We start from the raw sequence: 25,272 nt of genomic DNA on the forward strand, positions 1-25,272 counted from the left end.
GCTTCAAGCGAGTAAGATCCCTCAGAGACGATGAGGTAGATAGGTCCGAGGTGGAAGCGTGGTGACACGCTTGAGCTGACGGATACTAATCGATCGAGGACTTAACTTAAATCAAGTGATAAAACGCGTCTTCGGCTTTGGTTGATTCTTATCTAGTTTTGAAGGTATTGGACCTTCAATTAATCTGATATAATGATTTGTCCGGTGGTTATGGCAGAGAGGTCACACCTGTTCCCATGCCGAACACAGCAGTTAAGCTCTCTAGCGCCGATGGTAGTTGGGGTTTTTCCCCTGTGAGAGTAGGACACCGCCGGGCAAATAGCAATTACCCTTGACTATTTCATTTGAATATACTAATATGTATATTGTTTTTGGCTATAATAAGTTTTGGGTAATTAATTTTGTGAAATTAAGTAGACTTGGTAATATTCCAGCGTAGCTCAGTGGTAGAGCAGTTGGCTGTTAACCAATTGGTCGCAGGTTCGAATCCTGCCGCTGGAGCCATATGCTTCCTTAGCTCAGTCGGTAGAGCGCATCCATGGTAAGGATGAGGTCGCCGGTTCGAGTCCGGCAGGAAGCTCCAGTTAAAATACTTACATGATGCGGGTTTTGGCGATTGACGGAACTCGCTTTTCAATTACGGATGAGGTCTTTTGGCACAAATTTGGCACCTTTACTTAACTAAAGTGCATTTTTAGCATTTTAATCTCCCATAAACTTAAACATGACAGTGGCCGCAATCTTTATTGTTTGCGAACGTTCGAGCGAAATAGATGGTCAGAAATCATATTGTTTAATCGGTTCCACATTTTATTTGCTATCAGCAAGATGTTATTGTATACTAAGGTTAGAAAAGGCATACATTAAAAAGACCGTGGTGTGTTCGCACCAACGGTCTCCCAATAGGAACTTGTCCTAGAAGAGGAGGAGTTCACCTGGCTAAAGGTGACTTTACCCCACTGGCTTCCAACCGCAGGGGTAGGTCACTTTTTTTTGTTATCATCATGTTTCATCATCAAGACCACTAATGTAGCCACAGCCACGCAGAGCATGGCGGTTTCATGAGTAATGAACATAATCGTTCACCTCCCCTCTATCCGTTAGTGACGGATGGAAGGTTCAAACGGTAAACTCCTACCCCTGAGACAAAGTTCTATTGTTTCTCTAGTATACCATACTTTGAAGGACTCGCCTCCCCCATAGGAGAAAATCAGGAAGTATTTAATGGTTCCGTATGCCGACAATTCGGAAATGAAGAACATCCAAAAAATCGTCTCGTATTCTCCTGATGACTTCGCACCACTAAAGGTGAGCCACACAAGGGGCAATTGCGTCGCGCTGGCTCTACATTTTCATACACCTTTTGAGCCGTCATTTCCGGGTTCACATTCACGATAAATTGCTGCAGGCGCCAACGATCTAACAGATGAACACCACAAGCCTGGGCGAGTTTTCGGGCGGCTGCCGTATAAAAGCTATTCGTGACCACCCAGGCTTCCTGGGCTTGATAAAAAGGAATTGCCGCAAATACTTGCTGAATAGCCTGGATTCCTACCCTTTGCTTATACCCGTATCGCTTCGCCTGCACAACGATCTTTTTTTCCTTTTCCATCAACAAATCAGCCCCAAAATCATTGGAACGTTTCGTTCCTTTCACGGATCGATAGCCTAACTCTTTAAGCAGTTGTCCTAAAAAATATTCAAATTGGTGTCCATCCATTTGGTCGATCGAACGAATGCCACTTTGAACGACTCGTTGAAACGCTTGTTTCTCTCGATGACGCTTCATCCATCTTCTCATCAACCAAACAAAACCAACAATAACCAATGGGAAGGTAAAAAGGTAAAACATCACGAGAAAAATGCTGACGATCGTACCCTCGTCTATCATTCTTCACACTCCTCGTCCAACAAAAATACACGGGCCGAAACCCGTGCGTAAAGGTTTCCATTATCGTTCCGGTTCCGTATCCTTGGCTGGAGAGGGTTTGGATTCTTTCGCTCGCGGCTGTTCTACGACCACATTCTTTTTTAATTGTTCATTCCAATCCTTTTCCTTTGGCAAATCAACGTTCCCAACCCGTTCCCCGTCTTGATTTACATAGTTTTGCAACACATCTTTTAGGCCATAGGCGAAATCACGACCAGACGGATCATTGTCCACGGCAATGACCACTTGTTTCGGTGGATAGCCTTCCCTATTCATCCGGTTCATTTCTGCACTAACAGTGTGTCGTTTCAAACCAGACATTGAAAGCATACGTGCATTTTGTATATCCTCCTTCTTTTCACTCCAATAAGACAACGCATCGACGGCACTTTCAAACACATAGAGCGTTCCCGGCTTTCCAATATCAAAAGAGAAACCAGCGTTCCCTGAGCTGTTTTTGTCAATGCCTTTAAACCAATCACCAGTACGAGCCATCGGTTGCGTGCCTTGTCGATCCGCCCCCACGACCTCGCCCTGCTGTTTCCACTTATAAACGACATTGCCCCGTTTGTCTTGCGCCACATAATCCCTGCGCTCCAACCAATTCACGACTTTAGGGTGAATTTTGCGATCCTGGGTTAAATACTGATGCATGCGCGTCGTATCGCTCACCTCATAGTGGCTAGGATATCGGTAGGGTTCGGACGGTATTTTGGCTGATGGCGGCCGTTCCTTTTCCTTAAAGGAGCCATTTGCAATATCTTCCACAGCTTCCGGAAAAGACATCCCATAGTACATTTGCGCAAAGTTGATCACGCCAGCACCTTTTTCCCCTCGCGAGTTCCACGCATACATCTGATCACGAATAATCAAGCTGTCATGTTCCGTGTGTCGGTAGTAACGCCCTTCTTTTTCAAAGGTTTCTCCCTTCGCCTCAAGATAATCCAGCAGATCGACACGCTTAGCTCGTTCCACTTGCTCCGTACGGACACGGTTCACCATGCCGTACTCCCTCCTTTCATTCATGGTTGATATAATGAAAAAACCACAGGGATTATTGAACCCCTATGGTTCTGATACATCACACATCCGGTTCCGGACCCTTAATGCCTGTTTGAGTTCCGGCGCTGATTGATGACGTGGCCACCGGCTCTTGTTGTTCGCGTCGTTCGCGTTCATTGGATCGTTCAGCGCCTTTCTGAGATGTTTTTTCTTGCTCATTGGTGTATTCTTCGTCTAATTGCTTTTCAAGGGAACCTAGTCGTTTCTGGCCTTGCTCGGAGAGAGGAAGTTCTTTGATTTCTTGCAGTGACTCTTTTTTCAAGTGGTACACTGTATGCGGATCATGTCCCTGCTCAAATGCTTGCATTCGCTTCTTTCGTTCTTGTTGGTCGCCGGATTCTTCCCGATCCAATTGCTTCCCAACGGCAGGCTCAATCAATCCCATGATTTCGCGCTTATAATGGTCTTTAAAGATTTGATGCTCCGTTGGTTTATCCTCTTTTTCAAACGGGCTTGCATTGCGTTCATGAGCCGTCACTTCGTTGCGGTAGGCTTTGAGTAACGGACTTTCCTTACGCATCAGTGAGGATTTTTCATTTTCGTCTTGCTGTTTAACAGGACTTACATGGGGCTTTTGAGCCGTTAATGGCAAGGTGGATCCTTTGGCTTCCTGATGTTGTGCTTCACGGGAAGCTTTATCGGGTTCCACCTGTTGGATCACTTCTTGTTTGTAAAGGTCCTTATATGCCTGCCGATCGATGGTCGCTCCATCTTGTTTTTTCGTTTGATGAATCATTGATTCATCTCCTTTCGGCTCTTCTTTTTTCTGTTCATGCGCTTTTTCCGGTTCTAACGTTCGTTCCATCGTGGTAATAAACTGGTGGGATGTGTCTTGTACCTCTTTGAGTAATTGCTGATGATCGTCAAAGGTGCGGTTTTTCGTCCAAGATTTAAGGTAATCCAGCGAGTAATCAGACGTATCCACGCCAAAATGAGAGGCTACCGTGTAGGCGGTCATCTCTGCCTGAAACTCTTTTTCCGGTTGCGAATATCGGTGGTGTGTTTCTGCGGTGTGCAATTTCCCATGCGCCAACTCATGCAACAGGGTTTTGACATTCTGCCGTTCATCGTTGCGCGGATTTAAAGCCACCTCCTTTGTTAAGGTATAGCTGACGCCTTTAGCTGCGCCTAACTCTTGTTTCGGTTCCACAATGGCAATGCCATTTTCCTTGGCGATGGCTTCCATACCTTGACGAAGTTGACCGTAATCCTCCACCTTCCCTTCCATCCATTTATTTGGGAATAAAGCCGGCAAATCATCCCGTGTGGCCGACGTCTGGCTAATATCAAAAACGGTTCCCGTTGAAAACACAAGACGACCGTCTCGTTTTGGGAGATGGCCGTCTTGAATGTGTGTCTTTTCATTTTTGGTCGCATATTTGACGGGCTTCCATGTGCCTTCCTCGTTTTGAAATTGCTCGCCGAGCCGTTGAGGTACGAGGATTTTAGAGCCTTTCTCTCCTTTTTGCACGGGAAAACCTTTGTCTTTCCAAAATTTATACGAACCAACGGCTTCGGCGCCCGGAAATTGCGATTGCATGAGCTGAACATTATTCAGAGAGTAGTTGTGAAATTGCCCCATAAACCGCAAGTATTCCTTCATTTGATCCTTGGAATAGAAATGGTTAGCCACTTTTTCTTCCATGCCTTTAGTCAGTTCCTCGATGTCTTGTTTCATCGCTTCCGGTGATTTACGGGGTCTCGTTCTCGCCATCGTTCCACCTCCGATCGGCGGCCTCAATCAGTTCTTCCATGTTCGCCTCATGATAATTTTGCCCAATGTCCAAGACCATCTTTTTCGTTTGGGTATCAAACGGAATCAACAGGTTCTCTTGATTGATTAAGTGCTGTTCAAGGGCAGCTTTATCCGCCGGATCGAGTTCAATCGTGTAGCGCGTATTCCCTACCAAAATCTCCACATCATGCTCCCCTAAACTTTCAAATACACCCACTTCGTAGCGATCATCCAAAAAATACATTTACACCTCTCCTTGCGTTTGCTTGGCTTTTTGGCTTTCTTCCCAATCGATCTTTTTCTGCCGTTGATGGGATATGCGTTCTTTGACTTCTTCTTTGGCAATGCTTACCGGCTCGCTCTCCATATTAGATGTTGTAATGAGATGGTTTTCATTCATTAGCATGCCATTCATGAGCTCAATCAGAATTTGCGTGTTTCGATCACTATTATTCACCCCCAATTGAAGTTTCTTTAATTCTGATGCAAACACTTGACGGAATTGTTCGGCGGCCATATCCATAATGGCTCGATTGGATCGATCTTCAATTTTCCATGCTTCATGGTCTTGTATGATTTTTTCCAATGCTTGCCCGTGATAGGTAATACGTTGCTGATCACGGTAAGCATCGATATAGTTCATCACTTCCGGAAGCACACGGATATTCATGCGTTTGCGTTCACTCATCATTGCCCCCTACCTTTCGCGTTCAATGTCTCGTTCTAGTCGTTCATAATCCATGTCATTCATGTACGATTGATAGGTCTGTTTCATCGATCGGTTCAGACGGTTTAACGATTGCTGCATCGCGATGCTCGATGACTTGCCATGACGCAACGATTGATCCCCTGCTATTCTTTTGGTCTTTGGTCTTTGGTACAATTGATTGTCATACGATTTCATTTCCTTCAAAAAGGCATTGCCCATACGCTTGTAGAGATCATCGATCTTATTGCTTTTATAATTCTCAAAGCGTTTGCTTTCTTTCGGCCCATCCCCATAGGCGGCTTTCATTTCATCCACTTCTCGATCCAACCGTTGATGCAAATTTTTAAGGTCTTCCGGATGGTGTTTGTCTAAATACGTCGTGGTTAGTTGATCGATCATCGGCCGGATCGAATTGAGGGTGTTGTAACCATAATTCCAATGGCGTTTGTTTTCAGGTAATCGTTCATATATATCCTTAAACAGAGGTTTCATTTCTCGATTTTGCCATTTTAATGTGTTTTGTTCTTTCTTGCCATCGACCATCTTTCCACGAATGATTTGATTGATCTGCTCGCGTTCATAGCTTCGATCTTGCAGCCCATTAACCACTTCGCCTTTCATGGCATCTAAGGTTTTGGGTTTTCGTTTGCCACGCTCTCGGGTCGGTTCAGGTTCAACGGTGGCTACATGAATGTGAATGTTATCGGTGTTTCGGTGAATGGCCGCCGACCAAATCGAACTTTGTTCGAGCCCTTCTTTTTTGAGCATCGTCTGCATCGATGAACGGGTGACATTCTTTAATGCTTTTTCATCTAGCTCACCGGTTTTTTGATCATAGATCCCTTGCTTTTCTAACCACTGATTATCAAAGGTAATCACATCTTGCCACATGAGACTCTTATTTTCTTGCGCATGTTGGAACGCATGTTTTAATTCATCTTTTTCATCGGTGTTTAGTCTATCCGAAGTATCCGTAAAAAGAGCCGACGTTTTTTCCGGGTCATCCATGTAATGATTGTACAGCGAAAACATTTGGGAAGGCAGTTGCTTATCCCCTTTGGCTTCTTCCCGATCCACATAATTGACGTACTGATCAAAGGCTTTGGTATTGGAGGTAATAAATTTTGTTTTCAATACCACACCTGGCGTGATGGTTGAAGCACTCATGATGATGGCTCCGGTTCGTCACCAATGAGTGCATTCATCGTTTGCATGCTATCAGCACATCGTTCCATGACTTGCAGATTGCTGGCCACTAATGCTTCCAATCGTTGGACCCGTTGATCCTCCATATAGAATTGTGCCATCTTCATGATCCGTTCTCGTAAAAATTGTTCTCTGGAAATGCCTTGTTCTTTCGCGAGTTCTTCCACTTTTTGAATCGCTCTTGGTTCAACATTCCGGATCACAATATCCATTTTGCACCCTCCATTTTGATTTTTCCTTCTTGGTTTTTCCGATCAGATCACTCGTTTTAGATGCTTAAACCTTCGTACGCTTTGTGGCAGATATCTTCATTGATAGGCGAGATAGAAAAGAGCATAAGGGGTTTCTGATATCACATAGGGTGATATCCCCGGCAGAGCCGGGGGAAACAATGATATCAAGGAAATCATTTATTGGTGTAAGGTTGTCGTCTGCTTTCAGGGAACGCACGTTTTAAATTTTGCTGATGGTGTAAGGTTGTCGTCAATGATGGTGCAAGGTTGTCGTTAAGTTTAATCATCACTCATCGATGGCCATTTCCATTTGTTCTTCGATCATGTCTTGTTCATCCTGAGACACCTCGAGGGCTTCTTGTTCTTGTGCCATGTCTGTCTCCAACCCATCAATTTCTGACTCGATTTGACTGTGTTCACTTTCCAGTTCCACTTCTTCATCGTCGGTGCTGTACAAAATGTCTGCTTCAATATCAACCAATTCTTGCTCCAATTCTTCGATCCGTTCGTTCATATTTTCGATCACTTGCTGATGCGCCTGTTGGTCATCGCCCAGTCGGTCGTACTCCAAGTTCAGTACGCGTTGGTCGTAGGTGTTTTCATCTTCGGCTGTCAATGATTCATCAACCTCAACCATTCGATGATCGGCATAGACTCTTGCTAGTTCAGCCGGGGTGCTATCATTGGATGATTCATCATGCCCAACCACATCATCGGTTTCTTGCTCTTGAATATCCATACCAATAACATCAAAAGATGGTTGGACGGCATCGATATGAACCACGACATAATCCCGATCTTCATAAAGAATGGTCACTGGTAATTCCTCACGGGCGTTGGAACGATCTTGAGCAGCAAAGGTAATTTCCGTATTCCGATCAACAGATGATCGATCAACATGTAATGTCGCAATCATGTGTTGGTCGTTAGGGTTATACGCCCAATCTTCAATCACGACTTCACCGTTCCCTTGCATTGGAATGGACTCTCCGATTTCCGTGTGTTGAATATCACCCGGCGGTGCGCCAAACAATGTTCGGGAAAGCATGAGGAACATCCCTGTCACGACAAAGGTAAGGGTGATCACAAGCAAAGGAACCGTACGTTTCGTACTTAGGGCGAATCGTTTCCGCATCATGTACCCCCCTCTCCTTCCATGCTTTCGACCGCATCTCTAAAATCTTGAATGATCCAAGCGCCATCTTCTTGTTGTTCCGCATCTAATTCAATAAAAGTCGCCGTCGTGTCTTCATCACTGTTGGTGCTATACGTGTGCGAAAAACGAGCCATAATTGTTGCTTCCTGTTGGTTCAGTTCGCCCGTCTCAACAAAGAATTGAACGTCTTCCGGAATCGCTCGCTGCTCCGTTTTTTCTTGTTCATCGGCCGGGAATAAAAATTCATGCAGATTGTCCTGCATGATTGCTTCGGCTTCATCTTTGCGGTTTTCATATGACTCTGCTTCTTCGGTATAGACGGTTTGGACAAAGGTTTCGGCAGTTGCTTGTAATGCCTCTTGGCGTTCTTGCATTGCCGCCGGTTCTTCCATCTCTTGTTCGTTTTGAAGACGAGTGATTTCACTTTCCAATTGCTGATTGGCATCCATCATCTCCTGCATCTGTTCATTGGAAAAGGTTGCTTTATCGTCATCGGCCATCACGCTGTATACATTCACGCCTGTAACCGCGAAAATCGCAACCAGGGCGATCGCAAATAACGTGATGCGCGTTTTTGATTTCACAAAGGACATCCTTTCTACGCCTGATTAAGATCCTCTCTTCCGTAGAACATCAACCAGCGCTACGGAAAGCATGAAGAGATTGGCAAGGGTATACATCAACAAGGTGATGCCCAGTCCAAGCAATGCAGATGTTATAAGTGCCGGGGATGATAACCACCCCCCCCCCGCTAACAGAACCATAAACTGAAAGCCATAGATAAACACCCATAACCATTTGCTTTTGATCATGGCCTGACTCCTTTCAAACGTTTTTACTCTATCCAATACGCTGCACATTGCCGTTAAAGGTTTGGCCCCAATAACCGTTTTCCAAAGATTCATAGGCAACACCGGTGCTGGACTGTGCCCCGATGAATTGCCCGTCACCGGCGTAAATTCCGATATGCCCATTGTATTTGTACGTATCAAAAAAGACCATGTCCCCCGGCTGCATGTCATCCGGATCAACCGACTGTCCTTCTTGATAAAGCGTTTCGGTCGTCACCGACCCAAGCGGACCAAGATCCACCCCAATTTGTTCAAAAGCCCAATGAACAAACGAGGAACAATCAAAAATGCCTGCGGCCTGTTCCACTTCATTTCTTCCGCCCCCAAAGTCATACTCGGAGTTGCCGATCCATCGTTCACCAACTTCGACAACCTCCGGAATGTCTCCGGCATCGATGGGAGTTGCGAGGTGATCCAGAACGGCATCAACGTATCCTATATCGCCAAAACACGCGCCTGTCTCTGCGCTTTCAGGACGAATGCATGAAAACTGCCCAGTGTGCGCTAAGTCTTGATACTGTTCACGCGAAAACTCAATCGCAAGATCCTTGGAATACTCACCGCCATTGTGTTCTTCGGCGTACTCAATGAAGCCATGACCAAAATTGTATGACTGCAATGCAAGTTCCACATCGCCACCGGCGTCCTCTAACACTTGCGCAAAGTATTCCGTTCCAACATCGATGCTCGTTTCAGGATCACTGATTGTGTTTCGAGGCAGGCCCAAGGATTCTGATGATTGCATCACATCATCCAACTGGCCACCGGACTCTTGCATCGTTTTCGCCATCAATATTTCCACCATATCCGGTATGCCATGTTCCTCGGCGTATTGTTCAAAGAGGGGCCTTAGCGCCTCCACTTCCTCGTTCACTTGTGCTTCGCCTTCGGCCACATTTCCCACCGAGTCAACATCGTCGGCTTGTTGTTGCTGCTCATATTGGCCACCGAGCGAAAGAATCGCCACAACTACCATACCGATCAAGCCACTCACAGCCACAAGGACGGATAACACCGCAAGCCCTTTCCACTTCTTCGGAATTAAGGAAAAAAGGAACAGGAGAAAAGCGATGATCGAAGAAACGGACATCTTAAGCTCCTCCTCCGAACAACGCCAATTCTTCGTCTGAGACTTCAACGGAAAAGCGTAGGTTTTTAACGGCTTGAATGTTTAAAACCACATCTCCAGTTTGTAAATCCGGTATTTGCGAAACCTCACTTTCAGATAACTGCCCGGCAAAGATGGTTTGCAACATCTCAAGGTTATTGCTGTCTTGTTGCATGATCCATTTGTATTGCGTGAGTTCGAACAACGTTTTAATTTCCTCGACCAAGCTTTGGTCGGAACCTTCCGGCACAAAGTCCCGGATCGTGTGCGACGCATACGTGAAACCGGCAAAATATTTGCGGGCTTCTCGTACAAACGTCGTGAGGAAACTTAGAGCGTGGCCACTGCCTTTTTTGGTATTGATAATGTGATGCGCCTCATCCATGAGGATGAGAAACCGTTCGGCGTCTTCAAACGTCATTTCACCGTTGTTATAAGCTTCAAATTGGGGGGCGCCGTTGGTAAGCATCGCATCCCATAACAAGTTCATGACGTTAAACAATTGGGCTTGAAAGATTTCGGTCCGCATCTGACTCAGCCCGCGCAACTGAAAGATAACGACGTGTTTGTCTTGAAAATCGGCAATGCTGGATACCCCATTAAAGAGGTGAGCGTATGTTTCAACAAGGTTTTGGATGTTCAACTCAATCGTTTCCAGCCGGCGTTTGCGTTCCAGACTTAGGTTGTCGCGTTGCTTGCTTGTGGATATATCGGCGTAAAGTTCCTCACGAATAAAGGCCAGAAAATCCGAAAAAATAGGATACGCCTCCACCGGTTGCCCCGTAAGGTTGGCATCCCCTTCATCGCTCCATAAACCTAAAGAGACATACAATTTTCGAAGCATATTTTCATATTCTTTCAGTTCATTGTCGGATGCTTCCGGGGCCAGAAATCGGTAAAAGGTCGTGAGTTTTGATAAATGCTGCGTAAACGACGTAAAATCATCTTTCGCCGTCCGGTACACTTGCAAAGGATTAATGATGCCGTCCGTGCCATCCAAGGCAATTTGTTTGCCGCCGATCGCCTCTGTGAGTGGTAAAAACTCCCCAACGACATCAAAAGCACGAATTTTATGCCCTTTAATGGCATTATCGAGCATGATTTTTTTCAAAAGCGTTGACTTACCGGCCCCCATCGCCCCAATCACGACGGAACTATACGATTTCCGATCTTTATCACGGTGAAACAAATCAAAAACGACGTTACCGCCGGTCATCGTTGTACCGTGATAGGTACCGGTCGGATCATGGAGTTGAGTGAAGTGGAACGGAAAGCCACCGGCTAGCGCAATCGCTGGCATCGCCTGCCCTTTGCGGCGATTGCGGCGTTTCGCTTGCGCCGTATACGGTTCATGGAGCGCTTTCCACTCCATGTCTTGTTCGTTTAAAAAAACGGCGCCTCTGAAATTTTCCCCTTCAAGAGCCGTTAAGACTTCGTTCACTTTGTCTTCCAGTTCTTCTTTCGTTCGCGCATTCACATAATGGCGAAGATGCACCCGTTTGATCACTTCCCCTTCTTCATAGACGGAGGCATACAGGTCTTGAAGATCATCCAAGCTGTTTCGGGCTTCCAAAATACTGACACTTTCTTTCTCTGTCATCATCCGGGAACTTTGTTCGTCGATCCCTTTATTTAAGCCTTCGCGTACCTTATGACGATCTTCCGAGGTGACATCAATGGTCGTGATGACGTTTTCCATATTGACGATGGATTCCAACCAAAAATCCTTCGTATTTTTCGGATAGCTATACACGTGCACACACGTTTCGTAACCATCCCCTTTACGTATAAAACTTTCCTTGAAGCTGATGCCGCCTTGGGGTTGAATGTTTGCGAGCAAATACGGGTTATAACCCTTACGTTCGGTCTCCGTGGCATCGGTGTCGTCTTTGCGTTTCCATGGCGCAAGCATCTGTAAAAGGCTCATCATTGTTACCCCCTCTGATGATCAAGTTTCGAGTTTTGATTATTAAGTTTATAGGTCACATCCAATTTCTTCGAATTGGACAAGGTAGACAGAGGCAGGACCCGTTGCAGTTTTCGGCGCGTAAATTGCGTGCGTTCGGATAAATCTTTTATTGTATCGCCAAATACATAAAGGTAAAATTCGCGATTCGTGCGGTGTTTTTCTAAAAATTCCAGTTCCACCTTTTTCTTTAACAAAAAGCGATCGATCAGTGGCGACGCGTTGGCATCGATTTTTTGTTGGATATGTGCCAATTGCGGCGTCATGTTGACCGGGAAATTAAGCGAGACAATCTTGATATCCGCCTCATACGCGCGTAAAAATTGCGTAAGCCCCAAAATGTCCATTTCGGCTTCAGCATCACTCTGGGCATACACATCTTTCGTGGTGAGTTGAAAGACATCCATATAGCCTTGACCATCTTGCAGTTCGATTGCGCCGTCGTCGGACATGTCTCGAATCGGGATAATATCGGCAATGCGGTCCGGCGCTCGTTCCCGTTTCTCCTTCGGTTTCGAACGCTCGCCAAGGCGCAGCCGTCGTTTTGGTTTTTTATGCTCATCAAAGAGAGCGTCTTGGCCCACCATGTCCTCATAAATCATAGATCTTCCTCCTTCGTCGCTTCTTCGTGCGGATCATGGGCATGATAAGTGGCACGGTCCCGGCTGAGCATCATCCATACCGCCTGTATCATGCGCATATGCGGATTCGTTTTGGGGCGATACAGCCAAAAGCCGTATAAGGCGACCATAAACACGACAAACGGGATCGTCAGCGACGGATGAATCAGTGCGTGAAGGATAAAGCCCATCACGAGCATGCCAATCGCAACGAGTAAATCGGTTAAATACAGCCACCGGTTCAATTTCAATTCTGCCGTAATCTCTGTGGGAATTTTATAATGCAACAGCACCCCTCCTTTTTCATATAAAAAAGCAGACTTCAAGAAAAAGAAGCCTGCGTCTTATCGGTTGTTGCGTTTGTTTTTCCAATTTCGCGTCGTGTTTTGACCAAGCTGATAACTGCGTTTGCTCTTTTGCACATAAGGGTTATTGTTAAAACGGCGTGACGTACCATCGCGCATCGCTTGGCCCACCGTTCGCGTCTCACCGCCAGCCGATCGTTTTGGCATGGGGATGTCGCTTGTGGTTGGTTCATGGCCGTTTTGATCGGCTTGCATTTGTTGGTGCAACGTCGCCGATCGCTGGTTACCGCCGCCTCCTTTGCGGGCTTCTTCGCGCATCTCTGCTTGGAGCGATGGTGTTTTACCTCCGTGCGTAGGTGGCGGTGCTAATGGACGGTTACCTTTGGTGCCCGTCAGTTGCGGTTGTTGCTGCGTATCTTGATAGGCGCCCGCGTTGGCATTCGCAGTGGAACCTTCGCCTTCCCCGGCGGGGGATTGGGCATTTGTCGGTGACCCTGCCCCCAGTGTTCCCTGTGCTGGTCGCCCTTGGGGTGCCGTCCCTTGTTGACCGCCACCGGATTGTCCGAATTTTGCTCCGGCTTGCGTCGGTGATCCTTGGTTCCCTGCGGCGCCATTGTTCGGCGTTTGGGAGCCTTGGCCACCTTTGCTGCCACCAGCTAAACCGGATATACCACCGGCGGTTCCTGCCGCCGTACTCACGCCACCCGAAGCGACACCTTTTGTTGCTTTCCCGGCCATCTTCGCGGCGCCCTGCACCGCGGGTTTGGCGGCTTTTCCGGCAAAGTAGGAACCGGCCGCGACCGTCCAAGCATTGCGAAGACCTGCATCAATGCCAAAGAGTTTTTGCACAATATTCGGCCCATCAATGACCGCAAGGCTACCGGCGATCATGGCGATCAAATAGCCAAACCCACTCATTTCGCTTGCAATATACTCCGTATAGTACATATACATGCGCAAACTCAAAAACACCATGATGATAGAGACGAAAATGCTGCCGATGTTTTTGAGGATCTCTTTCAATCGTTGCCCGGTGCTAATATCCGCATAAGCCATGATCAGCGCAACGACTTTGTTAAAGGCGAGTTCAAAGCATAGTTTAGCAATTTTAATGGATACGAGAATCATGGTGACTGCCATCACGCCGAGCGTAATCAACCCCGTTCCCCAATTCACATCCCATCGATAGTAATTTTCCGGGAAAAAGTCGAACCAGCCGTCATCACCAATGTCGACTAACCCTTCTTCGCCGTTGGATTCAATGCCGATTTTGTTAGATAGTACAGCTTGACCTGGTTCTGATAAATCTTCTCCATCTGCTCTTTCAAAATCATCGGTGATTTCTTCGTTGATATCAATTTGATCGATGTTTTCCGGATCGACATGGTGCTGCGTTTCCACATCCGGGGTTTGCCAGCCGGTTTCGTCATAAATAGCCACGTCGGTGACATGGTCATGGACAATTTGATCGGCCATATCAAACGCACCATCCCCGACGGAGGCTACTTCCACCGCATCATCGGTAAAGCTGCTGGCCTGATTCATCCCCCAAGTCAGGAGTGTCACCGTCATAATAGAAATGAAAATGTTCACCGGAATTTGCGAGCGTTGCTGGCCTCTTTGGAACATAAGCTGATAGGCAATAAGCCCAAGCGCAAGGGCAAGCAGGATATACAATATGGGTTGAATCGTTTGGAGAAATTCAAGCACCGGTTCAGTCTGAAAGAAATCCAAGAGCACAAGAACGCCATCAATGACGCCTTCCATCCCGCTCACAATCGCCCGAAAACCTAAAAGAAGCCACCAGCCGAGGAATCGGAACAGGTAGCTAAAGATATTTCCCGTATTGAGTTCGTCTTCAAATTGGCGTAAGGTGTCCAGTAGTTCTTGTTCGTCCACCGTCTCCCTCCTTTCCTGCCGTTATTCCTCCTCCATAAACATCTCCCGGGTGACATCGATCCTTTCGTCGATGCTTTCAATAAGCGCGTCCACCGGCGCCTCGTTTTGGCCAGGTTGCAGCGTAACAACAGCGTCTTGCAGAACGATCGTGACAACTTCGCCTTCTTCGATCTGATCGCGATAACGTTGGATCATGTTCATAATGTTCGGTTTCATCGGTTCCTCCTTATATTAGCTGACAGCTTCTTGGTGGTTGTCTTTATGGGTTTCCTCATTATCTTCCCACGATTCAACGTACTGATCAATGGTTTTTCGGATCGCTGCATAGGTGTTTTTATCCACCTCGTCTGAATCGCCTAGCATCTTTATTATTTGGAGAAAATCATTGACCGACATCGTTTGCATCTTTTCTTCATCTGCATCCATCGACGGAGCTATCCGATCCATCGCCATCGTCCATAAAGAACCGGTTAACACCTCAGATAGAGGCGTTTGTTTCCAGCCTTCTTCCCTCGCTGCATCCTCCTGCGGCGATGTTGGTGCCTTTGTTTCTTTGCTTTGGGGGGCTTTTTTCCTTTCTTCGTTGTTATCCAACGATGCTTCACCTGTTAAAAAGGAAAAATCCATAACAAGCTCCGACAATCGGATGTGTCGATGCGGCGTGTCTACCTCCACATCGGTAATGGACCGATCAGCATCCAAGTTTAAATACTGATAGGCATAAGGCATGCCTTTATTATAGATGGGGAACGGACGAATCTTTTGCTTGCCATCTTGCGTTTCACGCTTCATCGTTCGAGAAACGACCGTATGCCCTTGCTTGATTTCCATCAGTTCATTCGCATCTAAAAGTTTTCGGCCTTCCGTATTATCGGTTTTCGCTTTTTTCAATGAAAACGGTGTGCCGGACCGAGTTTCGACTTCCCGTGTTTCATCGCCGAGTTTTTCTGAGAAGTGTTTGGCTGTCTCCACGTCTGCGGTCATGATATAGATGTGATTGCCGCAATTCCCGCGAAGGGTGTTTTGAACGTCCTCCCCATATTTGTCTTTGAGTTGCGCATAACTCTGCACGACGAGATGAAAGCGAATGTTTCGACCTAGGGATACCGTCATTTTTGACCCCATGCCTGATATCGCCGGCATTTGCCCAAACTCATCGAGCATAAAAACGACTTCGCGCTGACATGCTTGCCCTTTCGCCATCGATGCGTGTTTTGCCAACGTGAAGTACAATTGATCCACAAACATGGATGGGAGTACATGCGTGGAATCATCATAATCCGGGGTGATCATAAACAGCGCGACCGGTCGATTGAAACTCACCACCTCCGTGATGCCGACGTCCGGATGGTTTTCCTGTTCCAGTGACGTTTCGCCCGTTTCCTCGTTCACCGTATTTATCGTTACTTCGATGCGTGTCTGTTCCTCTAGGATTTTTGCTTTTTGTTCTTTCGTTCGCTTTTTGTAGGCTTGCTTTGAAAGAGGATTGGGATCATGATCAACGCTCAAGGCATCGTTTTCCCGGAGCGTTCCTTGGAAATGGACCACCCAATAGCCCCCCTCCCCGGTTTGGTTCATTTCCTGTGTGCCATCCGGAAACGTCACCGTTACTTTGGAAAAGGGGGCGCCCCTGCCTTCGATGGATTGGCCAAAACCAACTTTCTTCAAATCAAGCGAGTTTTTCGCGGTCATTTTCGCTTGTTCGCTCAAGGTGAAGCGTCGAAGTTCTGCCATGGCTGTCGTAAAGATTCCCGAGCGTGTATTGCCTTTGGCAAAGTTGCTTGTCGCATACTGCATTTTCGCTACGCTATCCTGTTTAAGGTCCTGAAAGTACTGATCCAAGGCGTTGACGACGATCTTGGGGTTCGACGGATGCGGCAATTCCTTCGATCCGAGTTCAGACAACATGTTCGCAACGGTATAAAGGGTGATTTTTTCTTCTTCGTCGTTTTGAATACAATCTTCGGTTACGGCCAAGATCATCGCGTTGACAAGCGACATCGCACTGTTTTGCCACATGGGATCTTTCACATGTGGATTATAATAGAGCATGTGCGTGAGCGACTCACACAAGGTCTCCGCCACCGAGTAATTGCCTTCTTTGTAGGCGTCTTTAATCAATTGCAAAGGATTATAACTCATGCTTTGCATCGGATTCATCATATTGAGCGCTAACACGTCAAAGCCGCGCTGTTCTAACGTCTCTTTGAAGCGCACAAAAAGTTCACCCTTCATATCATTGATAATCATGCTTGGTTTTTTTTCAGCCCTTGCGTATGCATCAATGGTAGGATCCACATACAGCTGCCCTTTCCCGGAACGGGTGGTGCCAATCACCATGTTATGAACGGCTCCATCATCGATAAAATGAGCGTGTCCCTTGTGCGCAATAACACCCCCACCTTTACCGCGATAGCTTTTTTCTTTCTCAGGAATCTTTTTATATTGTTCAGCTACTTCTTGCTTGGTCGCAAACCGTTGGGAGCCTTTTTCATCGTGACTAATGGATGCGAAATTGCTGGTCAGTTTATAAATCGTTATGCCAACGAGCATCAATCCCAAAACGGATGTTATGCCATAAAACCAAGGGTGTTCGGTGATCTGAAACGTGGTGAAATAACCCCATTCTAAAGTTAAGGGTTCTTCGATGTTCGGAAACGTTTGTAAAAGCCCCAACGCTTCTTGCACGAGATTTAATAAAAAGGTGCCAATCACCTGCACCACTAAAAATAAGCCGATACATAAAGGAATCAGCACAAATTTATTGGCTAGAACTGCTTTCATGCTAGGGTCAAACCTCCTTTTCTTTATATTTCGTCCTTGTAGGCAAGCATTTGTTGGATGTCCGCCCAACCGGTGAAATGGTTTTTAATATAACCCACTAATTCATCTAAAAACATGCGGCTGAATCCATATCGTTCATAGCCCGTTAATGTAATGATTGTACACCTCCGATGGTTCATCTTTACGCTTTCTATAAGTCATCTCTTTGGGTTTCCAAATCTGCGATTTCTTCTTCCAATTCTTCGATTTGGTCATCGTCCGGATCGTCTGCCTCTTCTTCTTCGTCGATCTGTGTTTGACGATCATCAATATCGGCCGTTAATGTTTCATAAGTCTGAATATGATCATTCAGACTTTCACTGCTAATCTCACTGGCCATTTGTTTGGCTTCGTCGACATTGCCGGTTTTCATATAGGCGTAGCCCAATTTTTCTTGCCGTTCTGCGTTCATCGGCACGTCGTCAACCGCCACCACATCGTCAAAGCGTGCGTCTTCATAGGCCAATTCAAAGTGGCCAACGGCCGTTTCATGTTCCTCTTGAAATGCCGTAAGTGCTTCGATACCTTGTTGATCAAAGATCGCACTCGCGATAGCCTCTGCCGATTGATCGGTCATCTGAATTGCTTCCTCGTAGGCGCCTTGCCCAATTAATAAATGGACAAGTACGGCGGTTTCTTGATCACTGCGATCGTTTTTTTCTTGAAGCACGTCGATCGCCGTATCGGGGTCACCTGCCATGGCTTCCGCATAGAGATCATTCATCTGTTGTTCTTCTTCATAGGATTGATGCATCGCGGCGAGCGCATTCGATTGGTCACTCACCACCGCCACCATGCCAATAGCAAAAACCATAACCAAAAGCATAACCCCTGCGGCCGCGCCACCCATGATCCGTGCCTTAGGGCTTAACCGGCTCCACCACGTTTGGTTCGCTTCTTCTTGACGACGTAAGTGATCGTTGACATCGATACGCAGCGCGGACGGCGCCTCTTGGGTGAGTTGATGAAGCAACCGATCCCGTTGTTGGATCTCTTCATCACTGCGCATGCGCCGTTCAATCAACCGGTAACAGATGTGTTCATACAGGTTCGCCGCGAACGACGAACCGATATGATAGGTTCCGGTATATAATTTTTGACCTTCCCCATCATGAACCATAAAGTCCAACGCCACCGGCGATTTGTTTTGCTTTTTTAGGCGTTGATCGATGTCATTGGTCAGTTGCACAACGTCCGTCAAAGAAAGTGATTGGAAGGCTGGAATCTCTTCCTCCAAGGGTGTCGTAAATAACACCTGCATCGCTTTCTCCCCCCTTGTTTAAAATGTGATAGTGCTTTCGATCCACTGACTAAAGGCGAGTGCGCCTAGGAGCATAACCAAGCCACCAGCAGCACCAACAAACCAGCCAACCGACATCATGCGTCCACGTGCGCCACCAGCCATAAGGAAATAAGATCCAACCCCAATCGCGATCGCTGCCACGACACCACCCACGACTTGCATGCCCAATAAGATCGATTCACCCGTGTTTTGTATGTTATCAATGGCTGCCATAATAATCATCGATTCCACCCATTGAATCATTGTATTCATGCTTCTTCCTCTCCTTGTAATGGTGATGAATGTGCGTGCTCATCGGTTTTCGCTTTGTCGACATTTTTCTTCTCCGACGGCTGTTTCGATGTTTTCTCTTCTTGAATCCCTTGATAATGGAGCAAACCTTCCATGATCAAATCTTGGTGTTCGCTGATATACGCCTGATGTTGGGCGTGTAGCCAATCGTTGTACGTTTCGCCCTTGACGCTTAACAGCGTTTGTACTAACTCTTTTGATTGCTTAACGTCGCGTTGCGAAGCCATGCATCATCATCCTTTCCTAATGTGCTTCCGACATAAAAAAGAAGCGCCTCTTGCGCTTCGTGTGTGAATGCTCTGCATCACCCCCTTTTATGGCATAAAAAAAGAACAGTTTGTATGACTGTTCTCTTCATTAAACTTCTTCATCGATGAGTGGACAAGAATGTATGTTGTTTGTTGCTTGCACCCTTAATGAAATGATTATTCAAATGAACGATCAAAATTTTGTATCTCTGAGGCTAACGCATCTTCGCTATCATAATCGACTTCACTCACCGAGATTCGTTCTTCTAAGTCTCCATTTTCATAATAACTTAATGAATTGAATACACTCGGCCCATCAATGCCAACATCCTCTAACAAAAGATCATTATCAAGCATCTGTTCAGATTGAGCATTGATTTCTTTAACAGAAATGTTATCAATATTCTCGTCAACAATATTTACGGCCTCTTGGTGTTCTTCCTCGTCTTCGGTTTGCGTCGTTAAGACAAAGGCTTCCTCGTTTTCTTCTAAATACCCTTCCATTTCTTGGGGAGACAAAGATTCCACCCCTGCACTCTCCCCACATCCTGTTAGTAACAAGGAAAAACTAATCACTCCTCCGAAAAGGAAACTTTTGTTGTTTTTCATACTATCCCTCCTGACAAAAATGTTAATGCCCAGTTATAGAACTAATACCCTTTCGAAAGATGAGTTAGGGAGATGCTACAACATCAACGAACGATTTTCAATGATTAAAAGATAAATGTATTTCCTTTATTATAAAGATTTATGCTTTGATCTGTCTAAAGAATTTCAGATGTTTACATTGTTACGTTTGTACATATTGTTCACCTTCAGCATTCAAATACATCTCTTCGATAATATGGTCTTTTCGCCGTTTGACAGCTGCAACCGATAGATGATGCTCCCTAGAAATTCTCCGCAATGTTTTTCCATTTAATAATTCATCTAAAATGATTTGATCTTTGATATCTGTAATTCCTGCAGAATGGCGCTGGATAAATGAAACTTTACGTTGCAAGTTTTTCGTGTTTTTATCATAACGTTCAATCCTTAACATTTCACTATATACAGGGTCAGACGGAGTGCTGTCAGATGGTAGTGTCGCTTCTATACCATATTTTGATACCATCGCTTGACTAGCACCAGTCATTTCTTGACGTTTTGTGACAAGGACGTTTATCATCCATTTATAATTCATAAGAGCTTCATGAATCTCCATTTTATTCATGATACAACCTCCATTCTGATGCAACTATGAACAGACATTTATTCCCCGACATAGGAACTTGAATCTATATTTACGGACTTATATTTACCATTTAAATAATGGATGAACAAATACAATCCCTGGACTAACTCCGTTGAAGAGGCCCCTTTTTCTAGGTCCTCAAGGGGGATAATTGCCTTTTCCGTCTCATAGTAGCTCATTAACATACCAAAACATTGATATTGATTCATACGACATTCCTTTCATGCTTACCGTCGATATCAATGAAACGCCCACATTCTTTCATAAAGCCCAGATTAATCGTTCCTGTTGGTCCATTTCTCTGTTTCGAAACATCCACTTCTGCTTGGTTTGGATGATTGGATTCAAGGTCATAGTATTCCTCGCGATATAAAAAAGCAATTACATCTGCATCTTGCTCGATATTTCCAGAGTCTCTAAGATCAGCCATCACTGGGCGTTTATTATGACGGTTTTCAACATTTCTTGATAGTTGAGATAAAATAACAATAGGAATATTGAGATCCGTAGCCAGTCGCTTAAGTTCACGAGTAATGGCGCCTACTTCCAAATCTTTACGCTCATAACGCCCGGAACCTTGGATCATCTGTAAATAATCGATCACGATGAGTAAGTCATCATCTGGGTTTTCCCTTGCCGTCTGGCGGGAAATGGAACAAATATCATTGATCAACGATGTATTCTCGTACATATCTAACTTCCAATCTAGTAACGTGGCGATTGACGTCGTTGCCCGATCATAGTCTTCTTCACTAAAAAATCGAGAGGGAAATTTCCATTTTTGACCATCGATTTGGGCATCCGCCGAAATCATCCGGTGTAATAGCTGCTTGGACCCCATCTCAAGACTAAATAAAAGACATCTGCCTTTATTTTTACAATGGCTAGATCCAATGTTTAATGCAAAGGCTGTCTTTCCCATGGAGGGACGAGCAGCGACAACAATCAATTCTTTCCGTTGTAACCCGCCAGTCATTTGATCAAAAGATTCATATTCTGTCTTGTAACTGTTCTGATTTTCTTTCTGTGTACCACTAATATCATCAGAGATCTCATACAACCATTCCTTTAACGTTTTCTCTTTGTTGATCTCTCCCAAACGTTGAAGATCCGTTAATTCCTGAAATAATCGCTGAAAAGCAGAATCTTTCGGATTTTCCACGTATCGAATCGCTGCTTTGCGGCTTTCTCTGAGTTGGTAAGCTTCTACTATTTTACGTTCATGATGGTTAAACGTAGCAGTCGTTGCGACTGAACCTGCTAGCTGTGTCAGGTATTGAATCCCACCGATTTGATTTGTGGATTCTCCTAATGCTGTTGTAACGGCGGCTAACTCAGGTTCTGCTCCTTCCTCTTCGACCGTTCTCATGGATTTAAAAATGAGGAAATGATCAACCTTTGCGAAATAGGATGGTTGGAGCACCGACTCATGTATTAATGTAGGTTCAATAAGAATCGACCCTAACACCGCATGCTCGGACTCTATACACTCAATCATTCCTATCACTCGCTTTCTCTGCTAATACCTTTTTAAGATCGATAGCGAATTGATTTTTACGTTCTTGAGAAACTTTTGACGCCTCCAATTCCCATTCCTGCCATTTCTCAAGGTTTTCATTTTTCTGAGCAGGGTACGAAGCAATTTCAGCGATCGTAGGTGGAAAAGGATTTTTTGTTACATGACGCTCAACATTGTCCATAACGCCTTCATAATCCATTTTAAGAAGGGCAGGCATGATTATTTTGATTTTCTTTTCGCTAAGTTCGAATCGGGGATATACAGCCGCAATCGATTCCAAAATATCTATAGCCAGATTGTACTCCATGGATTTACTCCCCCTTTTCTCGCATTCGTTGAAGTGCTTCTAATCGCTGATCTTTATGCTTTGGGAAAGGAATGGTATTTGACTTTTGGCTTGTTTGCTTTTCATGGGCTTTGATATCCTCGATTGTTTTAATTCCTTGTTGAGACCAATTCCTGAGAATGCTTTCGATGTAAGCAAAAGATCGAGCATTTTGCTTTATACCTCTTTTGATTGCAGCAACGACAACTTCTGAGGAGAAAAACGTACACCACTCCCTGATGGATTCGTTGATCATCGGTCGCATCACTCCAAAGTTTTCTTGATAGACAACATATGGATCTGCTGTGCGCGTCTCTTCTTCATCTTCCTCTCCTTCATGACCATTTCGTTTCTGTTTAGGTATGGTCAAGTTCTGATCAGATGTTAAGTCAAGCGTTTGGTCGGAATTTGAGTCAAGTGTATGGTAAGAACTTAAGTCATCTGAGTTGACTAATGAAATCATTTTATAAACAGGAGCTTGATTTCTTTTACCTTTTTGATACTCGATCAAGTTATTATTGATCAGTACCTTTCGAGCATCAACCAGCCCTTGCTTTGAAAGTCCGGTCAATCGTTCTACTGTGGAATTTGGCGCATTGAATCGTTCTTTCCAGCCGGTCATATTGTTTATGGACATCAGTGTATGCCATAAAGCAATTGCACTGGTGGGCAGATCGTTCATAAGCAGCCAATCCCTAAAGGCATTAAGCTCCTTCATATAGTTCATGTCATCACCTACTTCGGTTATAAATAGCAGTTTTGCCTTCAACTCTAATTAAATTAAGCCCCCATTGCGAACTCTCGGGGAATACAGTACAATGTAAACATCTTCTTTTTAATTTCGATCCGTTTGAGTACCCCCTCAAACGGATTTATATTGTTACATTGTTCATTAATATCTGTGCCGCCCCGCGTTTTCACCCAAAACAGTGTGCCGATATAACCTTTGTTCTCCATCTCAATCACATTTGCAAGACCCGGAACCATAGTTAGCCTCCTCATAAACTCTGATTAGATCCTTCAATTCCTTGACGTTGACAGCCACTGTGCCATGATTAGCCATTATATCAGCGTCCTCTTTGAGTTCTTGTAACGTGCGTCTATGCATGTTTTCACCCCCATATCGTTGTAATGATCATTGTCGTTATAATGGAGCAATAGAACAGGTGTAGAATCATCTTTTCCTTCACACCATCACCTTCCCCTGCTCCATCTGGTTTAGCGTCGGCATAACCACTTGATCTGCGACGCACCTACAGGTCCACATTTGATTGATTTCTTTAATATCAAGACTGATGTCACGTTTTGCGGCGTACATCATGCTTTTTACAGCTGGCATAAGGTCGAACAGATCGCTGATCCTCTTCTTTAATACATCATCGATTTCTAAATCTCTGCCAGGCCTACGTTTATTGTTGATCCTTTCAATGTGATCGAGTGATTCAATGGCTGTTAGCATTTGCTGACGCATGTTCCCAATTGAATCTGATAGACGCTGGCTCAACTCTGGATGTACGGGCGGAACTGCAAATGGATGGAGTTGATACATATTTGCGATGATGTCTTGACCTTCTTCCCATCCAGTAATCTCACACCATTTAAAAGCAGTCTCGATTCGTGGCTCTACTTCCCCTCGTTCGATTTTTGAGATTTGCTTTTGATCCAAATGTAGCTCCTTTCCTAATGAACTTTGCGATTCAATGCTAGAGTCTCGGCTATTTATTCTAAAGTACCGCAACCACTCCCCGAAATTTGATTTACGATAGTACGTATTCACCTTAATTTGTCCTCCTTTAGACGCGATATATTGGTAGATTATAGATAGTCATTATGGGATGAGCTCATGGTTATTCTCGATCCATTGATATAGGCGGTCGCGTGGGATATAAATTCGACTCTTTTCACCCTCAGCACGTGTGGACGGAAAACCTTCGACATAGTTAGCAAGTTCTCTTACTCGGTTTTCAGAAACTCTGAGAATCTCTGCGGCTTCTTTAACCGTGAGCCTGCGAGGATATGGATCATCATGAACAGTCAGTTTGTCTAGTTTTTCTTCTAATGGTTGCATGGCTTCCTGAACAGCTTTCTGGATGGTTTCTTCAATGCTCATGCTCGCCCTCCTTTCAGTTGTTCAACACGTTCAAGAATGTCATGTTGCCACTTGTAATCGTTGGTCTCTGATGCGACATAAGACATGACATTTAATTTCTCGTATTCCCAGAAGAAATTATCGAAATACTGTTTGCTCTCGTTAAGTTCTACCAACTCTGTTTGAGTTAGAGTTCTTTTATCAGCCTCAAGGACAAGAACAATTAACCGTTCGGCAACAGGATTCATGTAGCTCATCTCCTTTTAATCTACAGGTTTCAACGCAACATTTTGTTGTGTATATGATCAAAAAAATTGTTCTGGATCTTTTGATAAAACTTTAGAGATTGAAAGTGCCAAAATTAAATTTGGTGTCCTAACACCTTGTTCGATCATGCCATAATAACTTTCAGTTATTTTGATATCATGATCTTTTGACAACAAAGCAACTACGTCTTTTTGAAAAAATCCTATGTCTTTTCTTGCTTTTATTAATTCATATCGGCGTTGGCTTTCCATTCACGAGCACCTCCCAACGTTTTGTTGCATTCATCTTAACCCAACATAACGTTGTGGTCAATACTTTTCAACAACTTTTTGTTGTTTTTATTTTATCACCCAACTTATAGTTGTATAATAGAGGGTACTTACATGAATGAGG

Annotated in this window: 31 protein-coding genes, 2 tRNA genes and 2 rRNA genes; 4 read left to right on the forward strand and 31 right to left on the reverse strand. The window is 44.9% G+C overall.

Annotation, left to right across the window (positions count from 1 at the left end; all coding sequences use genetic code 11):
* The 4 genes from ABDZ63_RS09215 to ABDZ63_RS09230 all read left to right on the forward strand — a co-directional run.
* Positions 1 to 109: ribosomal RNA gene (locus tag ABDZ63_RS09215) — 23S ribosomal RNA — on the forward strand; the annotation flags it as partial.
* 91 nt (positions 110 to 200) lie between these two features.
* Positions 201 to 316 (forward strand): 5S ribosomal RNA (rrf, locus tag ABDZ63_RS09220).
* A gap of 113 nt (positions 317 to 429) precedes the next feature.
* Positions 430 to 504: transfer RNA gene (locus ABDZ63_RS09225), tRNA-Asn, on the forward strand.
* 3 nt (positions 505 to 507) lie between these two features.
* Positions 508 to 583 (forward strand) — tRNA-Thr (locus ABDZ63_RS09230).
* A 627-nt stretch (positions 584 to 1,210) separates the two neighbouring features.
* Here the strand turns inward: ABDZ63_RS09230 and ABDZ63_RS09235 are convergent.
* The 31 genes from ABDZ63_RS09235 to ABDZ63_RS09385 form a co-directional block, all read right to left on the reverse strand.
* Positions 1,211 to 1,891 (reverse strand): restriction endonuclease, encoded by a 681-nt coding sequence (locus ABDZ63_RS09235; protein WP_227002605.1) that lies wholly within the window; start codon positions 1,889 to 1,891, stop codon positions 1,211 to 1,213.
* A 60-nt stretch (positions 1,892 to 1,951) separates the two neighbouring features.
* Positions 1,952 to 2,932 (reverse strand): toprim domain-containing protein, encoded by a 981-nt coding sequence (locus ABDZ63_RS09240; protein WP_343783273.1) that lies wholly within the window; start codon positions 2,930 to 2,932, stop codon positions 1,952 to 1,954.
* A gap of 79 nt (positions 2,933 to 3,011) precedes the next feature.
* Positions 3,012 to 4,706, reverse strand: coding sequence for an ImmA/IrrE family metallo-endopeptidase (locus tag ABDZ63_RS09245; protein WP_343783274.1), 1,695 nt, complete (start codon positions 4,704 to 4,706; stop codon positions 3,012 to 3,014).
* On the reverse strand, positions 4,684 to 4,971 hold the full coding sequence (locus ABDZ63_RS09250) for a hypothetical protein (RefSeq protein WP_343783275.1): 288 nt from the start codon (positions 4,969 to 4,971) through the stop codon (positions 4,684 to 4,686). The genes ABDZ63_RS09245 and ABDZ63_RS09250 overlap by 23 nt, the downstream gene beginning before the upstream one ends.
* Positions 4,972 to 5,415 (reverse strand): hypothetical protein, encoded by a 444-nt coding sequence (locus ABDZ63_RS09255; RefSeq protein ID WP_343783276.1) that lies wholly within the window; start codon positions 5,413 to 5,415, stop codon positions 4,972 to 4,974. It abuts the gene before it with no gap.
* Between the two features lie 9 nt (positions 5,416 to 5,424).
* Complete coding sequence (mobP2, locus tag ABDZ63_RS09260) at positions 5,425 to 6,603, reverse strand: MobP2 family relaxase (protein WP_343783277.1); 1,179 nt, start codon at positions 6,601 to 6,603, stop codon at positions 5,425 to 5,427.
* Positions 6,600 to 6,845, reverse strand: coding sequence for a hypothetical protein (locus ABDZ63_RS09265; RefSeq protein ID WP_343783278.1), 246 nt, complete (start codon positions 6,843 to 6,845; stop codon positions 6,600 to 6,602). The genes mobP2 and ABDZ63_RS09265 overlap by 4 nt, the downstream gene beginning before the upstream one ends.
* Before the next feature lie 316 nt (positions 6,846 to 7,161).
* Positions 7,162 to 7,923, reverse strand: a complete 762-nt coding sequence (locus tag ABDZ63_RS09270; protein ID WP_343783279.1) for a hypothetical protein — start codon at positions 7,921 to 7,923, stop codon at positions 7,162 to 7,164.
* Positions 7,924 to 8,009: 86 nt separating this feature from the next.
* Positions 8,010 to 8,615 carry a hypothetical protein gene (locus ABDZ63_RS09275; RefSeq protein ID WP_114374148.1) on the reverse strand — a complete coding sequence of 202 codons (606 nt, stop codon included), beginning with the start codon at positions 8,613 to 8,615 and terminating at the stop codon, positions 8,010 to 8,012.
* A 24-nt stretch (positions 8,616 to 8,639) separates the two neighbouring features.
* Positions 8,640 to 8,843, reverse strand: a complete 204-nt coding sequence (locus ABDZ63_RS09280; protein ID WP_343783280.1) for a hypothetical protein — start codon at positions 8,841 to 8,843, stop codon at positions 8,640 to 8,642.
* A gap of 28 nt (positions 8,844 to 8,871) precedes the next feature.
* The gene (locus tag ABDZ63_RS09285; RefSeq protein ID WP_343783281.1) at positions 8,872 to 9,972 is read right to left on the reverse strand and encodes a bifunctional lytic transglycosylase/C40 family peptidase; all 1,101 of its coding nucleotides are present in this window, start codon (positions 9,970 to 9,972) and stop codon (positions 8,872 to 8,874) included.
* A 1-nt stretch (position 9,973) separates the two neighbouring features.
* On the reverse strand, positions 9,974 to 11,917 hold the full coding sequence (locus ABDZ63_RS09290; RefSeq protein ID WP_425541971.1) for a VirB4 family type IV secretion system protein: 1,944 nt from the start codon (positions 11,915 to 11,917) through the stop codon (positions 9,974 to 9,976).
* Positions 11,918 to 11,922: 5 nt separating this feature from the next.
* Positions 11,923 to 12,558, reverse strand: a complete 636-nt coding sequence (locus ABDZ63_RS09295) for a hypothetical protein (protein WP_343783282.1) — start codon at positions 12,556 to 12,558, stop codon at positions 11,923 to 11,925.
* On the reverse strand, positions 12,555 to 12,863 hold the full coding sequence (locus ABDZ63_RS09300; protein WP_343783283.1) for a DUF5592 family protein: 309 nt from the start codon (positions 12,861 to 12,863) through the stop codon (positions 12,555 to 12,557). Before ABDZ63_RS09300 ends, ABDZ63_RS09295 begins: the two co-directional genes overlap by 4 nt.
* Before the next feature lie 57 nt (positions 12,864 to 12,920).
* Positions 12,921 to 14,780, reverse strand: a complete 1,860-nt coding sequence (locus ABDZ63_RS09305) for a pLS20_p028 family conjugation system transmembrane protein (protein WP_343783284.1) — start codon at positions 14,778 to 14,780, stop codon at positions 12,921 to 12,923.
* A gap of 21 nt (positions 14,781 to 14,801) precedes the next feature.
* Positions 14,802 to 14,996, reverse strand: a complete 195-nt coding sequence (locus tag ABDZ63_RS09310) for a hypothetical protein (RefSeq protein WP_114374139.1) — start codon at positions 14,994 to 14,996, stop codon at positions 14,802 to 14,804.
* 15 nt (positions 14,997 to 15,011) lie between these two features.
* Complete coding sequence (locus tag ABDZ63_RS09315) at positions 15,012 to 17,564, reverse strand: VirD4-like conjugal transfer protein, CD1115 family (protein WP_343783285.1); 2,553 nt, start codon at positions 17,562 to 17,564, stop codon at positions 15,012 to 15,014.
* Positions 17,565 to 17,587: 23 nt separating this feature from the next.
* The gene (locus tag ABDZ63_RS09320) at positions 17,588 to 17,743 is read right to left on the reverse strand and encodes a hypothetical protein (protein WP_160112552.1); all 156 of its coding nucleotides are present in this window, start codon (positions 17,741 to 17,743) and stop codon (positions 17,588 to 17,590) included.
* Between the two features lie 11 nt (positions 17,744 to 17,754).
* On the reverse strand, positions 17,755 to 18,864 hold the full coding sequence (locus tag ABDZ63_RS09325) for a hypothetical protein (protein ID WP_343783286.1): 1,110 nt from the start codon (positions 18,862 to 18,864) through the stop codon (positions 17,755 to 17,757).
* Positions 18,865 to 18,882: 18 nt separating this feature from the next.
* On the reverse strand, positions 18,883 to 19,158 hold the full coding sequence (locus tag ABDZ63_RS09330) for a hypothetical protein (RefSeq protein WP_227002602.1): 276 nt from the start codon (positions 19,156 to 19,158) through the stop codon (positions 18,883 to 18,885).
* A complete protein-coding gene (locus ABDZ63_RS09335) occupies positions 19,155 to 19,424 on the reverse strand; it encodes a hypothetical protein (protein WP_343783287.1) in 270 nt (89 codons plus the stop codon). The genes ABDZ63_RS09330 and ABDZ63_RS09335 overlap by 4 nt, the downstream gene beginning before the upstream one ends.
* Before the next feature lie 198 nt (positions 19,425 to 19,622).
* Complete coding sequence (locus tag ABDZ63_RS09340) at positions 19,623 to 20,054, reverse strand: hypothetical protein (protein ID WP_114374127.1); 432 nt, start codon at positions 20,052 to 20,054, stop codon at positions 19,623 to 19,625.
* A 181-nt stretch (positions 20,055 to 20,235) separates the two neighbouring features.
* Entirely contained in the window at positions 20,236 to 20,658 is a 423-nt protein-coding gene (locus ABDZ63_RS09345) for a hypothetical protein (protein WP_343783288.1), read from the reverse strand.
* Positions 20,659 to 20,884: 226 nt separating this feature from the next.
* A complete protein-coding gene (locus ABDZ63_RS09350; protein WP_343783289.1) occupies positions 20,885 to 22,177 on the reverse strand; it encodes a replicative DNA helicase in 1,293 nt (430 codons plus the stop codon).
* Complete coding sequence (locus ABDZ63_RS09355; protein WP_114374119.1) at positions 22,170 to 22,505, reverse strand: replicative helicase loader/inhibitor; 336 nt, start codon at positions 22,503 to 22,505, stop codon at positions 22,170 to 22,172. The genes ABDZ63_RS09350 and ABDZ63_RS09355 overlap by 8 nt, the downstream gene beginning before the upstream one ends.
* A gap of 4 nt (positions 22,506 to 22,509) precedes the next feature.
* Positions 22,510 to 23,250 (reverse strand): DnaD domain-containing protein, encoded by a 741-nt coding sequence (locus tag ABDZ63_RS09360; protein WP_160112551.1) that lies wholly within the window; start codon positions 23,248 to 23,250, stop codon positions 22,510 to 22,512.
* A gap of 53 nt (positions 23,251 to 23,303) precedes the next feature.
* The gene (locus tag ABDZ63_RS09365) at positions 23,304 to 23,510 is read right to left on the reverse strand and encodes a hypothetical protein (RefSeq protein WP_343783290.1); all 207 of its coding nucleotides are present in this window, start codon (positions 23,508 to 23,510) and stop codon (positions 23,304 to 23,306) included.
* Between the two features lie 199 nt (positions 23,511 to 23,709).
* Complete coding sequence (locus ABDZ63_RS09370) at positions 23,710 to 24,261, reverse strand: helix-turn-helix domain-containing protein (RefSeq protein ID WP_343783291.1); 552 nt, start codon at positions 24,259 to 24,261, stop codon at positions 23,710 to 23,712.
* 90 nt (positions 24,262 to 24,351) lie between these two features.
* Positions 24,352 to 24,633 carry a helix-turn-helix domain-containing protein gene (locus tag ABDZ63_RS09375; protein ID WP_114374112.1) on the reverse strand — a complete coding sequence of 94 codons (282 nt, stop codon included), beginning with the start codon at positions 24,631 to 24,633 and terminating at the stop codon, positions 24,352 to 24,354.
* Positions 24,630 to 24,860: a DUF7667 family protein gene (locus ABDZ63_RS09380; RefSeq protein ID WP_114374110.1), complete on the reverse strand. Its 231-nt coding sequence runs from the start codon at positions 24,858 to 24,860 to the stop codon at positions 24,630 to 24,632. The genes ABDZ63_RS09375 and ABDZ63_RS09380 overlap by 4 nt, the downstream gene beginning before the upstream one ends.
* 57 nt (positions 24,861 to 24,917) lie before the next feature.
* Entirely contained in the window at positions 24,918 to 25,130 is a 213-nt protein-coding gene (locus tag ABDZ63_RS09385) for a helix-turn-helix transcriptional regulator (RefSeq protein WP_343783292.1), read from the reverse strand.
* Between the last annotated feature and the right edge of the window lie 142 nt (positions 25,131 to 25,272).

The sequence above is a fragment of the Alkalibacillus silvisoli genome (genome assembly GCF_039521975.1).
GTDB classification, from domain to species: domain Bacteria; phylum Bacillota; class Bacilli; order Bacillales; family Alkalibacillaceae; genus Alkalibacillus; species Alkalibacillus silvisoli.

Coding starts and splice junctions, on each gene's coding strand:
- ABDZ63_RS09235 (WP_227002605.1), bottom strand. CDS start 1,891: ATGATAGACGAGGGTACGATCGTCAGCATTTTTCTCGTGATGTTTTAC.
- ABDZ63_RS09240 (WP_343783273.1), bottom strand. CDS start 2,932: ATGGTGAACCGTGTCCGTACGGAGCAAGTGGAACGAGCTAAGCGTGTC.
- ABDZ63_RS09245 (WP_343783274.1), bottom strand. CDS start 4,706: ATGGCGAGAACGAGACCCCGTAAATCACCGGAAGCGATGAAACAAGAC.
- ABDZ63_RS09250 (WP_343783275.1), bottom strand. CDS start 4,971: ATGTATTTTTTGGATGATCGCTACGAAGTGGGTGTATTTGAAAGTTTA.
- ABDZ63_RS09255 (WP_343783276.1), bottom strand. CDS start 5,415: ATGAGTGAACGCAAACGCATGAATATCCGTGTGCTTCCGGAAGTGATG.
- mobP2 (WP_343783277.1), bottom strand. CDS start 6,603: ATGAGTGCTTCAACCATCACGCCAGGTGTGGTATTGAAAACAAAATTT.
- ABDZ63_RS09270 (WP_343783279.1), bottom strand. CDS start 7,923: ATGCTTTCCCGAACATTGTTTGGCGCACCGCCGGGTGATATTCAACAC.
- ABDZ63_RS09280 (WP_343783280.1), bottom strand. CDS start 8,843: ATGATCAAAAGCAAATGGTTATGGGTGTTTATCTATGGCTTTCAGTTT.
- ABDZ63_RS09285 (WP_343783281.1), bottom strand. CDS start 9,972: ATGTCCGTTTCTTCGATCATCGCTTTTCTCCTGTTCCTTTTTTCCTTA.
- ABDZ63_RS09290 (WP_425541971.1), bottom strand. CDS start 11,917: ATGAGCCTTTTACAGATGCTTGCGCCATGGAAACGCAAAGACGACACC.
- ABDZ63_RS09295 (WP_343783282.1), bottom strand. CDS start 12,558: ATGATTTATGAGGACATGGTGGGCCAAGACGCTCTCTTTGATGAGCAT.
- ABDZ63_RS09310 (WP_114374139.1), bottom strand. CDS start 14,996: ATGAAACCGAACATTATGAACATGATCCAACGTTATCGCGATCAGATC.
- ABDZ63_RS09315 (WP_343783285.1), bottom strand. CDS start 17,564: ATGAAAGCAGTTCTAGCCAATAAATTTGTGCTGATTCCTTTATGTATC.
- ABDZ63_RS09320 (WP_160112552.1), bottom strand. CDS start 17,743: ATGAACCATCGGAGGTGTACAATCATTACATTAACGGGCTATGAACGA.
- ABDZ63_RS09325 (WP_343783286.1), bottom strand. CDS start 18,864: ATGCAGGTGTTATTTACGACACCCTTGGAGGAAGAGATTCCAGCCTTC.
- ABDZ63_RS09330 (WP_227002602.1), bottom strand. CDS start 19,158: ATGAATACAATGATTCAATGGGTGGAATCGATGATTATTATGGCAGCC.
- ABDZ63_RS09335 (WP_343783287.1), bottom strand. CDS start 19,424: ATGGCTTCGCAACGCGACGTTAAGCAATCAAAAGAGTTAGTACAAACG.
- ABDZ63_RS09340 (WP_114374127.1), bottom strand. CDS start 20,054: ATGAAAAACAACAAAAGTTTCCTTTTCGGAGGAGTGATTAGTTTTTCC.
- ABDZ63_RS09345 (WP_343783288.1), bottom strand. CDS start 20,658: ATGAATAAAATGGAGATTCATGAAGCTCTTATGAATTATAAATGGATG.
- ABDZ63_RS09350 (WP_343783289.1), bottom strand. CDS start 22,177: ATGATTGAGTGTATAGAGTCCGAGCATGCGGTGTTAGGGTCGATTCTT.
- ABDZ63_RS09355 (WP_114374119.1), bottom strand. CDS start 22,505: ATGGAGTACAATCTGGCTATAGATATTTTGGAATCGATTGCGGCTGTA.
- ABDZ63_RS09360 (WP_160112551.1), bottom strand. CDS start 23,250: ATGAACTATATGAAGGAGCTTAATGCCTTTAGGGATTGGCTGCTTATG.
- ABDZ63_RS09365 (WP_343783290.1), bottom strand. CDS start 23,510: ATGGTTCCGGGTCTTGCAAATGTGATTGAGATGGAGAACAAAGGTTAT.
- ABDZ63_RS09375 (WP_114374112.1), bottom strand. CDS start 24,633: ATGAGCATTGAAGAAACCATCCAGAAAGCTGTTCAGGAAGCCATGCAA.
- ABDZ63_RS09380 (WP_114374110.1), bottom strand. CDS start 24,860: ATGAATCCTGTTGCCGAACGGTTAATTGTTCTTGTCCTTGAGGCTGAT.
- ABDZ63_RS09385 (WP_343783292.1), bottom strand. CDS start 25,130: ATGGAAAGCCAACGCCGATATGAATTAATAAAAGCAAGAAAAGACATA.